The organism is Streptomyces venezuelae ATCC 10712, from assembly GCF_008639165.1.
GTDB classification, from domain to species: Bacteria; Actinomycetota; Actinomycetes; order Streptomycetales; family Streptomycetaceae; genus Streptomyces; species Streptomyces venezuelae.
Window position 1 is genome coordinate 5,288,016 of sequence record NZ_CP029197.1, and the last position, 13,032, is coordinate 5,301,047.

Here is a 13,032-nt window from a genome sequence, read left to right on the forward strand (position 1 = left end):
GTTGCGGGACGAGACGGGGACGGGCATGGACGCACTGCAGCTGGTGGCACTGGTGGCGGCGAGCGCCGCGATCGCGGGCCTGGCCCGGAGGACACCCGTGCCGGCCCCCCTCCTCCTGGTGGCCGTCGGCCTCGCCGCCGCGTACGTCCCCGGCGTCCCGGACTACACCCTCGACCCGCACATCGTGCTGCCGCTGATCCTGCCCCCGCTCCTCTACACGGCCGCCGTCGACTCCTCGTACCTCGACCTGCGGGCCAACATCCGGCCCGTCGCGCTGCTCTCCGTCGGGTACGTCCTCTTCGCCACCGTGGCCGTGGGCTGGCTCGCGTACGTCCTCGTGCCCGATCTGCCGCTCACCGCCGCCCTCGTGCTTGGCGCGGTCGTCGCCCCGCCGGACGCGGTCGCCGCGACCGCCATCGCCCGCAAGCTCGGGCTGCCGAACCGGATCACCACCATCCTCCAGGGCGAGTCCCTGGTGAACGACGCCACCGCCATCACCGCGTACAAGGTCGCCCTCGCGGCGGCCGTCGGCGAGGGCATCAGCTGGGCCGGCGGCCTCGGCGAGTTCGCCCTCGCGGCCGTCGGCGGCATCGGCGTCGGCCTCGTCCTGATGGTCCCCATCCACTGGCTGCGCCGTGGCCTCGGCGACTCCCTCCTGCAGAACACCCTCTCGCTCCTCATCCCCTTCGTCGCCTACGCGGCGGCCGAGGAGGTCCACGCCTCCGGAGTCCTCGCCGTCGTCGTGGTCGGGCTCTTCCTCGGACACCGCAACTGGCAGGTCGACTTCGCGACCCGGCTCCAGGAGGAGGCCGTGTGGAAGATGGTCGCCTTCGTCCTGGAGTCCTCCGTCTTCGCCCTGATCGGCCTCCAGTTGCCGTTCGTCGTCCGGGGCCTCGGGCAGTACGGCATCGGAGAGGCGGTCTGGTACGCGATCGGGGTCTTCGTCGCGGTGGTCGTCGTCCGTTTCGTCTGGGTCTACCCCGCGACGTTCCTGCCCCGGCTGTCCGCCCGCATCCGCGACCGGGAACCCGAGGTGGACTGGCGGGCGCCGCTCGTCGTCGGCTGGGCCGGGATGCGCGGAGTGGTCTCGCTCGCCATCGCCTTCTCCATCCCCGTCGTCACCGACGGCATCGAGTTCCCGGCCCGCAACCTCGTCCTCTTCCTCACCTTCACCACCGTCATCGGCACCCTGGTGGTGCAGGGCCTCACCCTGCCGCCCCTCATCCGCTTCCTGAAGCTCCCGGGCAAGGACGCGTACGCCGAGACGCTGGCCGAGGCGCAGGCCCAGAGCGAGGCCTCGCGGGCCGCCGAGGAGCGGCTCGACGAGCTCCTCGCCGACGAGCGCAACGCACTGCCGAAGCCCCTCGCCGACCGGCTCCGCACCGTCCTGGAACGTCGCCGCAACGCCGTCTGGGAGCGGCTCGGCGCCGTCAACGAGGTCACCGGCGAGACGGCGGACGACACCTACCGGCGGCTGTCGCGGGAGATGATCGACGCCGAGCGCGAGGTCTTCGTGCAGCTGCGCGACGCACGGCGGATCGACGACGAGATGATGCGGACCCTGCTCCGGCGGCTCGACCTGGAGGAGGCCGCGGCCTACCGCGAGGAGTCCGCCGGCTGACCCCCGTCACCCGGGGACGCGCTGCTTGGGCGTGCCCGGTCGCCCGGGGACGCGCCGCTCGGGCGTGCCCTGCCACCCGGGGACGCGCCGCTCGGGCGTGCCCCGTCGCTCGGGGGCGCGTCCGGGGCGCCCGTGATCACCGCCGCGAGCCGCGTGCCCGCGGGGAACACGCCCTCCTCCGCCAGGGCCGTCAGGCCGTACAGCATTTTGGCCACATACAGCCGCTCGATGGCGAGTCCGTGCCGCGCCTCGAAGTCGCGTGCGAAGGCCTCCAGCGCGGGTGACACGCGCGCGTACCCCCCGCCGTGGAACCGTTCGTCCAGCGTCCACTCCCCACGCGGCCCGCCGAACGCCGCCTCCTGGAGGGCGCGTACCTCCTCGCCGAGGAAGCCGCCCTTGAGGACCGGGAAACCCAGCGCCCGCTGCCCGGGCCCTAGACCGGCCGCGAGGCCCGCGAGGGTGCCTCCCGTGCCCACGGCGACCCCCACCGCGTCCGCCGCCCCGGCGAGCTCGCGGCCGAGCTCCACGCACCCCTGGACGGCCAGGGCGTTGCTGCCGCCCTCCGGCACCACGTACGCGCCGGCCGGGGCTCGTTCCAGGAGCAGCGCGCGCGTGGCCGGGTCGTTCTTCGCGCGGTACGTGGCCCGGTCCACGAACTCCAGCCGCATCCCGTCGGCCGCGCACCGCGTGAGCGAGGGGTTGAGCGGCCGCCCGGCCAGCTCGTCGCCGCGCACGATCCCGACCGTGGCGAAACCGAGGAGCCGGCCGGCCGCCGCCACCGCCCGCAGATGGTTCGAGTAGGCCCCGCCGAAGGTGAGCACCGGCCGCCCCTCCGCCGCCTCCAGGTTGAGCGCGAGCTTGCGCCACTTGTTGCCCGGCAGGTCGGGATGGATGAGGTCCTCGCGCTTGAGCAGCAGGGTGAGCCCGCGCCGGGCGAAGCGCTCGTCCTCCACCGGCTCCAGGGGCGAGGGGAGCCGGGGTCGCAGTCGGGAGAGGTCGAACGCGTTCACCCGGCCATTGTCCGCGCGTGGGCGCGAGCCCGGGCGCCGGCCGCAGCCGGTGTGCCCGGTCGGGGCCGGCGCGTCTCGTGTGTCAGCGCAGCAGGTCGGCGACCCGCTCGCGCATCGAGGCCATCGTGAAGCCGCGCGGGTCCACCTTCCCCGGCTGCCACTCCAGGTGTCCGATGACCGAGCGGTGCGTCCAGTCGTGGACCCGGCACACGGCGGCCGCCGCCTTCGCGATGGCCTCCAGCTGGACCGCCGGCCACGGGTCCTCGCCGTCGCCGAGGTTCTCGCACTCGAAGCCGTAGAAGTGGCGGTTCCCGTCGGTGCTGGCCTCGTCGTCGCGCGGCAGCGCCTTCTCGGCGATGACGGCCCTGAGCACGTCGTCGTCACCGGCACCCGCGTGGTTGGCGCGGCCGAACCCGACCAGGTGGACCTTGCCGTCCTTCGCGATCACGCCGTGGCAGAGCGGGCCCGGCAGGTTCGCGTGGCCGTCCCGGCAGAGCCGGACCGTGTTCGCGGTGCCGCGGGTCACGGTGTGGTGGATCATCACGCCGTGCACGGGGCCCCAGGGGCCCTTGTGGTTGCGGTTGTGGGTGGACCATTCGCCGACCTGGACGACCGAGAGGCCCTCGTCGCGCAGCGCGTCGAGGAACCTCTTCGCGGACATGGGGGTGGACATGACCGGCTCCCTTCTGGGGCGGGGTGGGCTTCCGGAGTACCGGAGTCCGCCGCTCTTCCGCCGTGTGTTCGGAGCGTAAGCGAATAAATCCGGACAGTGACGGAGTGACGGGGCGGGTTCCGCTGTTCGGATGGAAATCACGTGACATGCCCCGAAGATCGTCGAACAGTCCCACTCGAATGTGTAATGGCGCCGACACGGTGCGTGCTGAAAGGCTTCTCTCGCAACTCAGTCATACGAGAGGGAGTTCCATGTCCGTTGGTTCGGTTGGCGACGAGGTCCGCGCGGAGCAGCAGGCCCCGCAGCAGAGTCTCGGCACCGCCGCCGCGCGGAACCTCGCCACGACCACCAAGTCGGCGCCGCAGATGCAGGAGATCACCTCACGGTGGCTGCTGCGGGCGCTGCCGTGGGTCCAGGTGCAGGGCGGTACGTACCGGGTGAACCGCAGGCTCAGCTACTCGGTCGGGGACGGCAGGGTCACCTTCGTCCAGACCGGTGAGCGGGTCGCGGTCATCCCCGCCGAACTCGGCGAGCTCCCCGTCCTGCGCGGCTACGAGGACGAGGAGGCCCTCACCGAGCTCGCGGCCCGCTGCCGCCAGCGGGAGTACGCGGCGGGCGAGGTCATCGCCGTCGCGGGCGAGCCCACCGACCGGGTCCACCTCCTCGCGCACGGCAGGATCGAGCAGATCGGCGAGGGGCCGTACGGCGACGAGGCCGTCCTCGGAGTCCTCGCCGACGGCGCCTACTTCGGCGACGTCGCCCTCGTCGACCCGGACGCCACCTGGGAGTGGTCCGCCCGCGCCGCCACCGCCTGTACGGTCCTCGAACTCACCCGGGACGACGTGCGGAACCTCGCGGAGCGGGCCGGCTCGCTCGCCGCCCACCTCGCGACCGTGGCCGCGCTGCCCCACCAGCGGACCAACCGGTACGGCGAGGCCGAGATCGACCTCTCCGCGGGCCACGTCGGCGAGGCCGTCGTCCCGCACACGTACGTCGACTACGACGCCTCGCCCCGCGAGTACGAGCTGAGCGTCGCCCAGACGGTGCTGAAGGTGCACAGCCGCGTCGCCGACCTCTACAACCAGCCGATGAACCAGACCGAGCAGCAGTTGCGGCTCACGGTCGAGGCGCTCCGTGAGCGCCAGGAGCACGAGCTGGTGAACAACAAGGAGTTCGGCCTCCTCACCAACTGCGACTACGCTCAGCGGCTCCAGCCCCACGACGGCGCCCCGAGCCCCGACGACATGGACGAGCTGCTCTCCCGCCGCCGGGGCTCCAAGCTCTTCCTCGCCCACCCGCGCGCCATCGCCGCCTTCGGCCGCGAGCTCAACAAGCGCGGTCTGGTGCCCGAGACGATCGACATCAACGGCAACCGCATCCCGACCTGGCGCGGGGTGCCGATCTACCCGTGCAACAAGATCCCGGTCTCGGAGGCCCGTACCACCTCGATCATCTGCATGCGCACCGGCGAGGCGGACCAGGGCGTCATCGGTCTGCACCAGACCGGCATCCCCGACGAGATCGAGCCGAGCCTCTCCGTCCGCTTCATGGGCATCGACGAGCAGGCGATCATCTCCTACCTGGTCACCGCCTACTACTCGGCGGCGATCCTCGTCCCCGACGCCCTCGGTGTCCTGGAGAACGTCGAGGTCAGCCGCTGGCGCTGAGCCCACGGCGCCCGGGGGCGGGGACCGAACCCTCCCGCCCCCGGGCGCTTCCGGCTCGACGCCGCGCAGCACCGCCCCGGAGGATACGAAGGAAGTGACCGTGACCATTGCCGGCGGGGATGCCGCCACCGACGGTCAGGGGGCCGTGCGGCTCCTGGACCGGACGCGGACGGCCGTCCATCCCCAACTGCGCTCGACCGTCGAGACCTTGCCCGGTTCGATACGGCGGGTCGCGATGTACCACTTCGGCTGGGAGCACGCCGACGGCAGCCCGGCCGCCGAGCAGCCGGGCAAGGCGATCCGGCCCGCCCTGGTGCTCGCGGCGGCCCGCGCGCTCGGCGCCGAGGAGGCCCCGGCCGTGAAGGCCGCGGCTGCGGTGGAGCTCGCCCACAACTTCACCCTGCTCCACGACGACATCGTCGACGAGGATGTGACCCGGCGTCACCGGGCCACCGCGTGGACCGTGTTCGGCGTCCCGGACGCGCTGATCGCCGGTGACGCGATGAGCGCGCTCGCCCTGCGGATGCTCGCCGAGGACCCGCACCCCGCCTCGGCCGCCGCCTCGGCGCGTCTGGCCGCCTGCATCATCGAGCTCTGCGCCGGGCAGCAGGCGGACTGCGCCTTCGAGCAGCGCGGACCGCGCGAGGTCTCCCTCGACGAGTGCCTGGCCATGGCCACCGCCAAGACCGGTGCGCTGCTCGGCGCCTCCTGCGCCATCGGCGCGCTGTACGCGGGCGCGGGGGAGGAGGAGGTCGCCGCGATGGACGCCTTCGGCCGGGAGGCCGGCCTCGCCTTCCAGCTGATCGACGACCTCATCGGGATCTGGGGCGACCCCGACCGTACGGGCAAGCCCGCCGGGGCCGACCTCGTCGCCCACAAGAAGTCGCTCCCGGTGGTGGCGGCGCTCGCCTCGGGGACGGCGGCGGGGGAGGAGCTGGCCGAGCTGTACGCCCGGCCGGCCCTCGACGCCGCGGCGGTGCGCGCGGCGGCGGACGCGGTCGAGCGGGCCGGCGGCCGCGACTGGGCGCAGGCCCAGGCGGCCGAGCGGATGGGCCGGGCCGTCGAGCACCTGGCGCGGGCCGTCCCGGATCTGGCGGCGGCGGGGGACATGCTGGCGCTCGCGGAGTTCGTCACCCGGCGCACGCGCTGAGGGCCGGGCGCCCGTCGGGGGTCCGCGTCACTCCCCGGGGACGATGCGGGTGACCACGGTCTCGATCAGCTCGTCGAGGTCCCGGTCGCCGTGCAGATCCGGGACCGTGAAGTGGTCGAACAGCAGCCCGGTGAGGGCGAAGTAGAGCAGCCGCACCGTGTCGGCGTCCCCGGGCATCCCGGAGCCGACGTGCAGCCGGATGTTGAGGTCGAGGTCGGCCCGGAGCACCTTGGTGAGCTGGGTCCGCAGCTCGGGCCTGCGCACCGCTTCGAGGCGCAGCTCGAAGAGCCCGAGGTAGCAGCTGCGCTCGGCGGCGAGCCGCTGGGCGACCTGGCGCATCAGCTCGACGACCAGGGCCCGGCTGGGCGGCGGCAGCAGGGCCGCGTCGATGTCCTCGGGCGCCGGCGTCAGCCGGGCGAAGATCCGGTCGGCGACCTGGGAGAGCATCTGGTCGCGGTCGCGGAAGTAGTTGGACGAGGTGCCCGTGGGGACCCCGGCGCGGGTGTCGACCGCGCGGAAGGTCAGCCCGCGGGCACCTTCGTCCGCCAGGACCTGGACGGCGGCGTCGAGCAGGGTCGTACGGCGCTCCGGGTTTCTCGCCATGTCGTGCTCCCTTCGGATCTTTCGAGGTTTCTCGAAAAGAGGGCTTGCGTAACCACTACAACTGAAGCACTATAACCGTCGTGGTTGCGATCGCAGCCACGATCCGTAGTGGAAGAGGACCGGCTTGCGCAAGCTCACGTACTTCATCGCCTGCTCCATCGACGGCTTCATCGGTGACCCGCAGGGCGATGCCACCTCCATGTACCGGTTCGTCGACGCCGAGTTCCTGGAGTTCCTGACCGGCGAGTACCCGGAGACCATCGCGGCGCAGGGCCGCGAGGCGCTCGGGGTCACCGCCGACAACAAGCGGTTCGACACCGTCATCCAGGGCCGGAACTCGTACCAGCTCGCCCTGGACATGGGCATCACCAGCCCGTACGGGCACCTGCGGGAGATCGTCGCCACCCGCTCCCTGACGGAGTCCCCCGACGGCAACGTGGAGCTGATCACCGGCGACCTCGTCGGCCGCGTCCGCGAGCTCAAGGCCGAGGACAGCCCGCGGGGCATCTGGCTCTGCGGCGGCTCCGCCGTGGCCGGCGAGCTCATCGACGAGATCGACGAGCTGATCATCAAGACGTACCCCCAGGTGTACGGCAGCGGCATGCCGATGTTCGGCGCCGGCTTCGAGCCCCGCGACTTCGAGCTGAACGACCTGCGCGTCTTCGGCAACGGCGCGTTCGTCCGTACGTACTCCAGGAAGCGGTAGCGGCGAGAAGCGCTCCCGCGCGGGGCGTCCTACCCTGGATGCATGGGTGACGAGGTGCCACGCACGACGCGCGACCCCCGGGCCGAGCACCGGTGTCCGGCCTGCGGGCAGCGGCGGGCGACGACTGCCACCCGGCACAAGGTCCTCGGGGCCTGGGTGCCGGAGTGGGAACTGCAGCCCTGCCGCAATCCGGACTGCCCGCTCCACGAGGACGCGGTCCCGGACGCCGTGACAGGGACGGACACTGAGACGGACACGCGGGCGGGCGCGGAATCCCCGATCGCGGATGCCGCAGGCGCGGAAGCCCCGATCACGGAAGCCGCGAGCACGCAGGTGACCGGCACAAACGACGAGATCGGGAGAAGTCCGGCCGCTGGGTGACCGGACGCGCGCCGGAGCCGGTCATACCGCTACAGTCCGCGCATGTCATCGGAGTCGACGGAAATCTGGACCGGCTGGTACCGGGACCGCAGCGGCGCGGAAGCGATCGTCATCACGGCCGACGGGCGGCACGTCGCCACCCGGATCAGGGGGATCGAGTACGCGGGCGAGGGCTTCGCCGCGCTCAGCACCACCGACGGGGACGGGCAGCCCCTCACCGGCTGTGTCCTGGAGTGGGACCTGCCGCTTCCCGTCGTCACGGACGGCGTCACCCAGCAGGCCACGCTGAGCTGCCTGCTGACGCTCGGTGAGCGCCCGGACCTCAGCCTCACGCTGCACTACGGCGGTGCGGCCTTCGAGGCGTGCGTCGCCGGAGGGGACTTCGACGGGGCCCTGGAACGGGTCCGGCGCCAGCTCCCGCCCGGCGCGGACTTCGGCCGCAGGCTGCTCCAGGCGGCCTGAACGACAGGACCAGGCGGCCCGCACGACAGGACCGGGCGGCCCGTGCGACGAGGCCAGGCGGTCTGAACGACAGGAACGAGGACGGCGGCGCCCCGGGGAGGGGGCGCCGCCGTCGTACGTCAGGAGACCGCTCAGCTCTTGAACGCGGAGGCGAGACCGTACCGCCACAGCTGGTCGACGCGCGAGCGCTCCTGGGCGTTCGGCTGGGCGTTCTGGCAGGACGTGCCCGGGCCGCCGCCCGACATCAGCTCGCTGCACGGACCGCTGTAGTGGTCCGGCAGCCCGAGGACGTGCCCGGTCTCGTGGGCGGTCACACGGGTGGAGTTGTACTGCTGGTTCTGCCGGTAGTCGAGGAAGATGTAACCGCTGCCGTGGCCGTCGGTGCTCGCGTACGAGCCACGGGAGTCGTTGCCCTCGTAGTAGGCGAAGTCCGGGTTGCTGCCCTCGACGAGGCGGACGTTCACCACCGAGCTGTTCCATATCTGGGCCGAGCGGGCGATCTGGGTGCGGAAGCTCGGCGCGTTGGCGGCGCTGTAGACCACGGTGACGGCGGCCGCGCCGGGAGTGGCGGCCCGCTTCTTCGCCACCGACTTCACGACGGCGTCGAAGAAGGCCTGGTTCGCCTTGGCCTCCTCGGCCGAACCGGCGTACGCCACGGCGGCGTTGCCCGCCGGCGCGGTCGCGACGGCGGTCGCCGGGGCCGTACCGAGGGACAGGGCGAGGCCGAGACCGAGGGTGGCGGTCAGGGCGGAGGTGAGGACCTTGGGGTGACGCATGGGGGGCTCCTCCTCTAGGGGACTGGAGAGAGTCTCGGGGGAGCCGGGGCGTACGGGAATGATGTCAACCGCCGATAGCCTCAGCGCATCACCGCCGACCGTTACGACCCGCTTGTCCCCCAACTACCTTGTAATCAAAGGTGATTGAGGGATTCCGGGTATCTGGTGCGAGCCAGGGCGCCGTCCTACCCTCGGGGCATGGAGCTGGAGGTGAGACACCTGCGCGCGCTCTGCGCCATCGCGGACACGGGCAGCCTGCACAAGGCGTCCCGTCAACTCGGCGTCAGCCAGCCGTCGTTGACCACCCAGCTGCGCCGGATAGAGAACTCCCTGGGCGCCGAGCTCTTCTCCCGCGGCCGCACCGGCTGCCGCCCCACCCCGCTCGGCCGCTCCCTGCTCAGCAGGGCCCGCCCGCTCGTCGCCGGGATGGCCGCGCTCGTCGACGAGACCCGCGCCGCGGCCGCCCGCACCGGCGGGCAGGGACTCCGGGTCGGCTCCACGGCGAGCCGGGCGCTCCCCGGCTGGCTCCGCCGGCTCCGCCAACGGCTGCCCGGCACGGACATCGCCCTCCGGATGGACGTCTCCGCCAACGCGCTGCTGCGGAGCGTCGCCGGCGGACAGCTCGACGTGGCCTTCGTGCACGAGGTGGAGGGCTGCCCGTTACGGGTCCCCGAAGGCCTCGACGGGCGGGTCCTGGTGGACCGGGAACCGCAGTTCGTCTCCCTGGCCCGCGACCACCCGGCCGCCGCCCGGCCCGTGGTGGACCTGGCCGACCTGGCCACCGACCACTGGATGGTCGACCCGACCGTCGACGGCGAGTGGGACGGCCTCCGCCGGGTCCTGGACGCGGCCGGGATCGACCCGCCGCTGCTGCACGGCGACTACCACACGGCCGCCTCCCTCATCGCCCTCGGCGAGGCCGTCGCCCCCTGCCAGCCGACCTCCGTCCCCCGCGAGGACATGGCGGTCCGCCCACTGCGCGGCGACCCCCTCGCGGTCCGGCTCCTGCTGTACGCCCGGCCCGGCGCGCCCCTGGACACGCTGTACGCGGAACTCGCGGCGGCCTACCGGGAGGTGGCCCTGCGAGCGGCCCCGTACCGCGAGTGGCTCCGCCGCCAGGGGACCGCGGCGGAACTGCCGGTGGGACCGTGCATGATGACGGCATGAACGAAGACGCGGCGGTACGGCACGCACACCCCGAGGACCTGCCCAGGGTCGTGGAACTCGTCGCCGAGCACGCGGCGTACGAGAAGGCGGCGCCGCCCGCCCCCGGCCTCGGTGACCGGCTCGCGGGCCTCCTCTTCGGTCCCGGGCGGCCCCGGCTGCGCTGCCTGGTCGCCGTGCTGCCCGACGGCACCCTCGCGGGGTACGCCACCTGCGCGCCGGAGCTCTCCACCTGGGACGGCGTGGAGTACCTCCACATGGACTGCCTCTACCTGACGGAGGCCTCCCGGGGCCACGGCCTCGGCGCCCTCCTGATGGCGGCGGTCCGCGCCGAGGCGCACGCCCTGGGCCTCACCGAGATCCAGTGGCAGACGCCCGTGTGGAACGAGGGCGCGATCCGCTTCTACGACCGTCTGGGTGCCACGTCGAAGGAGAAGCGCCGCTACACCCTGCCGACGGCCCACCCGGACGGCGCGCCTTCCCTACACTGACGCGCATGGCATGCCGCATCAGTGAACTGGTCCTCGAATGCGCCGATCCCGAACGGCTCGCCGCCTTCTGGAGCGACGTCCTCGGTTACGTCGAACTCGGCCGGGAGGACGACGGAAGCATCGAGATCGGACCGCCCGGCGTCGGCTTCGGCGGACCCCAGCCCACCCTCGTCCTCAGCGCGAACAGCGCCCCGTCGACCGGGAAGTACCGGCTGCACATCGACGTGAACGCCACCGACCGGGACCAGGACGCCGAACTGGAGCGGCTGCTCGCACTCGGCGCCCGGCCGGCGGACGTCGGCCAGACCGGCGACGAGAGCTGGCACGTCCTCGCCGACCCCGAGGGCAACGAGTTCTGCCTCCTGCGCCGCCGGCTCCAGCCCCTCTGAGACCTATGCCTCGGCGTCCTGCGGGTACCAGCGCAGCTCGACGGTGTTCCCGTCCGGGTCCTTGACGTACACCGACTGCGCCGAACCACGCGCGCCCCAGCGCGGGACGGGACCCTCGATGACGTCGAGCGTCCCGGCGTCGAGGACCTCCTGCCAGTCGAGGGGGTCCACGACGAGACAGATGTGGTCGACGTTGGACTCACCGCGCGGACGGGAGAACAGGTCGATCACGGTGCCCTCGTCGATCCGCACGGACGGGAACGACACCTTCCCCTCCCGCCACTCCTCCACCCGCTCGGGCGCAAGCCCCAACGTCCCGGTGTAGAACGCGAGCGCCTTCTCGACGTCGGTCACATTGAGCACAAGATGGTCGAAAGCCTTGACGCGCATGGCGTGATCCCCGTTCTGGTGGTGGTTGGGTGGCGAGTCTAAGTCGATCTTCCCAAGTCCCCAAAGAAATACGGCCGTCCGACGGCCAGACCCAGCGAGAACGAGACGACGCGTCAGTCCGCGACGGCCAGAAGCTGCACGAGACCAACCCAGTTCTCCTCGTCAGCCTCGGTGTGGACGGCGCGGACCCTCCAGCGGCCAGGGGGCAGCGCGACTCCTGCCTGCGGAGGAAGCCCACCACCCGGATACTCCACGTTCAGCTCGGCACCGGCTTCGGCGGAATCCATGAGTACAGCGGGACCGTCCGTGATCCACGTCCCGCACTCCTCCCACTGGGTGGCGGGATCTGCGAGGACAGCTTCGGCCGCGGCCTTGAGCCCGGCTTCGGAGTCGGCGGCGAGCCAGCGGAGGAAGGCACGGTGCTCGGCCATGTAACAGGTCGTGGCGGGCTCGTCCCCCAGGACCAGCGCCTCCGTCCCATCCTTGCCGACGGCGATCGCGCCAGCCAGATCGTCCACCGCGCAGGCCCTGTCGTAGTCGTCCGGATCGACCCCGTCCCCCACGACCATCCCGCTCTCTGTACACCCACGCCATGCGTCCAGCGCGGAGACGGGAATGACGATCAAGGGACCGCCCATCGACTCCACCCAGTCAAAGGGTGCGTGTGGCGTCTCGGCTGCGACGGACGAGGAGGGTCTCATAGCGGCAGTGTGCCCTCAGGCACCGACAACGCCGCCGGCGTCAGGCGTCGGACAGTCAGCCGAGTGGGTGGGTGATTGCCGGCAGTCGGGTTCTTGGGACGTCGGATCGATGCGTCGCTCAGCGCCGGGAGACATCGTTGTACCGCAGCGGGCTCGACGGAGCCCGGTCGTCCAGGTCCCGAAGAGGAAAGAGACACCGAAGTGCGTACCCGCCTTCTCGCAGCAGTGGCCGCCGCCTCTCTCGCGCTCGTCCCCCTCGCCACAGCCTCCGCCACGGCACCGGCCGAGGCCGGCGGCATCTCTTGTCGTGACGGCAGTCTCTCCCTGCGGGCCAACCCCGGTATCACCCGTAGTAAGCAGAGCGTGCATCTCGTGGGCTACGGCGACTTGGGTCCGTGCACCTCGGCCGAGCACCCGGAGATCACCACCGGCATGGCACGTGTCGAAACGACGCTCGAGGCCGAGTGCCCCACCCCGTTCGGCCCGGGCAACGCCAAGGTGACGATCAACTGGAACGACGGAAGCACCTCGGTCATCAACGGGGCGACGTTCCGTGGCGATACCCACTCCTTCACCCTCGAAGGAGGCTCTGTCACGAGCGGTCCGTTCCTCGGAGGCACGCCACGTGCGACCGGCCTGACCACGAGCAGCTGGCTGGAGCTCAGCGTCGCCTGCGGAACGACCGGCATCACCAGCTACCGGCCGTCGATCGACGAGTTCACCCTCGGCGCGCTCTAGAATCCGACGGCTCCACGGTTCCGCGAAGCCGTGCCCGAGCCGCGGATCCACGCGCACCTCCGGCCCCGGGAAAAAGACCGCACCCGGGCCGTCATGGACGCCGTGCTCGG

15 protein-coding genes are annotated in these 13,032 nt (G+C 72.0%); 9 read left to right on the forward strand and 6 right to left on the reverse strand.

All coding sequences use genetic code 11. The features are described 5' to 3' along the window. Positions 1-25: 25 nt before the first annotated feature. The gene (locus tag DEJ43_RS24620) at positions 26-1,621 is read left to right on the forward strand and encodes a Na+/H+ antiporter (RefSeq protein WP_015036096.1); all 1,596 of its coding nucleotides are present in this window, start codon (positions 26-28) and stop codon (positions 1,619-1,621) included. On the opposite strand, the gene DEJ43_RS24625 is transcribed toward DEJ43_RS24620, so the two are convergent. Next, the gene (locus tag DEJ43_RS24625) at positions 1,597-2,631 is read right to left on the reverse strand and encodes a 1-aminocyclopropane-1-carboxylate deaminase/D-cysteine desulfhydrase (protein ID WP_015036097.1); all 1,035 of its coding nucleotides are present in this window, start codon (positions 2,629-2,631) and stop codon (positions 1,597-1,599) included. The genes DEJ43_RS24620 and DEJ43_RS24625 overlap by 25 nt on opposite strands. Before the next feature lie 82 nt (positions 2,632-2,713). After that, entirely contained in the window at positions 2,714-3,304 is a 591-nt protein-coding gene (locus tag DEJ43_RS24630) for an N-acetylmuramoyl-L-alanine amidase (RefSeq protein WP_015036098.1), read from the reverse strand. 251 nt (positions 3,305-3,555) lie between these two features. On the opposite strand from DEJ43_RS24630, the gene DEJ43_RS24635 reads away from it, so the two are divergent. Together DEJ43_RS24635 and DEJ43_RS24640 are read left to right on the forward strand one after the other, a co-directional pair. After that, the gene (locus tag DEJ43_RS24635) at positions 3,556-4,971 is read left to right on the forward strand and encodes a family 2B encapsulin nanocompartment shell protein (protein ID WP_015036099.1); all 1,416 of its coding nucleotides are present in this window, start codon (positions 3,556-3,558) and stop codon (positions 4,969-4,971) included. Positions 4,972-5,077: 106 nt separating this feature from the next. Then, positions 5,078-6,121, forward strand: a complete 1,044-nt coding sequence (locus DEJ43_RS24640) for a family 2 encapsulin nanocompartment cargo protein polyprenyl transferase (RefSeq protein ID WP_385884747.1) — start codon at positions 5,078-5,080, stop codon at positions 6,119-6,121. A gap of 27 nt (positions 6,122-6,148) precedes the next feature. On the opposite strand, the gene DEJ43_RS24645 is transcribed toward DEJ43_RS24640, so the two are convergent. Beyond that, the gene (locus tag DEJ43_RS24645) at positions 6,149-6,724 is read right to left on the reverse strand and encodes a TetR/AcrR family transcriptional regulator (RefSeq protein ID WP_015036101.1); all 576 of its coding nucleotides are present in this window, start codon (positions 6,722-6,724) and stop codon (positions 6,149-6,151) included. 124 nt (positions 6,725-6,848) lie between these two features. Here DEJ43_RS24645 and DEJ43_RS24650 point away from each other — a divergent pair, with 124 nt between their 5' ends. Next, on the forward strand, positions 6,849-7,430 hold the full coding sequence (locus tag DEJ43_RS24650) for a dihydrofolate reductase family protein (RefSeq protein WP_015036102.1): 582 nt from the start codon (positions 6,849-6,851) through the stop codon (positions 7,428-7,430). 423 nt (positions 7,431-7,853) lie between these two features. Next, on the forward strand, positions 7,854-8,273 hold the full coding sequence (locus DEJ43_RS24660; protein WP_015036104.1) for a DUF6304 family protein: 420 nt from the start codon (positions 7,854-7,856) through the stop codon (positions 8,271-8,273). A gap of 131 nt (positions 8,274-8,404) precedes the next feature. Here the strand turns inward: DEJ43_RS24660 and snpA are convergent, their stop codons facing one another. Continuing rightward, on the reverse strand, positions 8,405-9,049 hold the full coding sequence (gene snpA / locus DEJ43_RS24665; protein WP_015036105.1) for a snapalysin: 645 nt from the start codon (positions 9,047-9,049) through the stop codon (positions 8,405-8,407). 198 nt (positions 9,050-9,247) lie between these two features. Here snpA and DEJ43_RS24670 point away from each other — a divergent pair, with 198 nt between their 5' ends. Genes DEJ43_RS24670 through DEJ43_RS24680 form a run of 3 tightly spaced genes read left to right on the forward strand, consistent with a single transcriptional unit; the run spans position 9,248 to position 11,093 of the window. Next, on the forward strand, positions 9,248-10,216 hold the full coding sequence (locus tag DEJ43_RS24670; protein ID WP_181399434.1) for a LysR family transcriptional regulator: 969 nt from the start codon (positions 9,248-9,250) through the stop codon (positions 10,214-10,216). Then, on the forward strand, positions 10,213-10,704 hold the full coding sequence (locus DEJ43_RS24675; RefSeq protein WP_015036107.1) for a GNAT family N-acetyltransferase: 492 nt from the start codon (positions 10,213-10,215) through the stop codon (positions 10,702-10,704). The genes DEJ43_RS24670 and DEJ43_RS24675 overlap by 4 nt, the downstream gene beginning before the upstream one ends. 5 nt (positions 10,705-10,709) lie before the next feature. Continuing rightward, positions 10,710-11,093: a VOC family protein gene (locus DEJ43_RS24680; RefSeq protein ID WP_015036108.1), complete on the forward strand. Its 384-nt coding sequence runs from the start codon at positions 10,710-10,712 to the stop codon at positions 11,091-11,093. A gap of 3 nt (positions 11,094-11,096) precedes the next feature. Here DEJ43_RS24680 and DEJ43_RS24685 read toward each other — a convergent pair whose 3' ends face one another. After that, on the reverse strand, positions 11,097-11,483 hold the full coding sequence (locus DEJ43_RS24685; protein ID WP_015036109.1) for a VOC family protein: 387 nt from the start codon (positions 11,481-11,483) through the stop codon (positions 11,097-11,099). Positions 11,484-11,596: 113 nt separating this feature from the next. Continuing rightward, complete coding sequence (locus tag DEJ43_RS24690; RefSeq protein ID WP_015036110.1) at positions 11,597-12,184, reverse strand: immunity 21 family protein; 588 nt, start codon at positions 12,182-12,184, stop codon at positions 11,597-11,599. Positions 12,185-12,385: 201 nt separating this feature from the next. Here DEJ43_RS24690 and DEJ43_RS24695 point away from each other — a divergent pair, with 201 nt between their 5' ends. Further along, positions 12,386-12,922, forward strand: a complete 537-nt coding sequence (locus DEJ43_RS24695) for a hypothetical protein (RefSeq protein WP_145953717.1) — start codon at positions 12,386-12,388, stop codon at positions 12,920-12,922. The last annotated feature ends 110 nt before the right edge of the window (positions 12,923-13,032 follow it).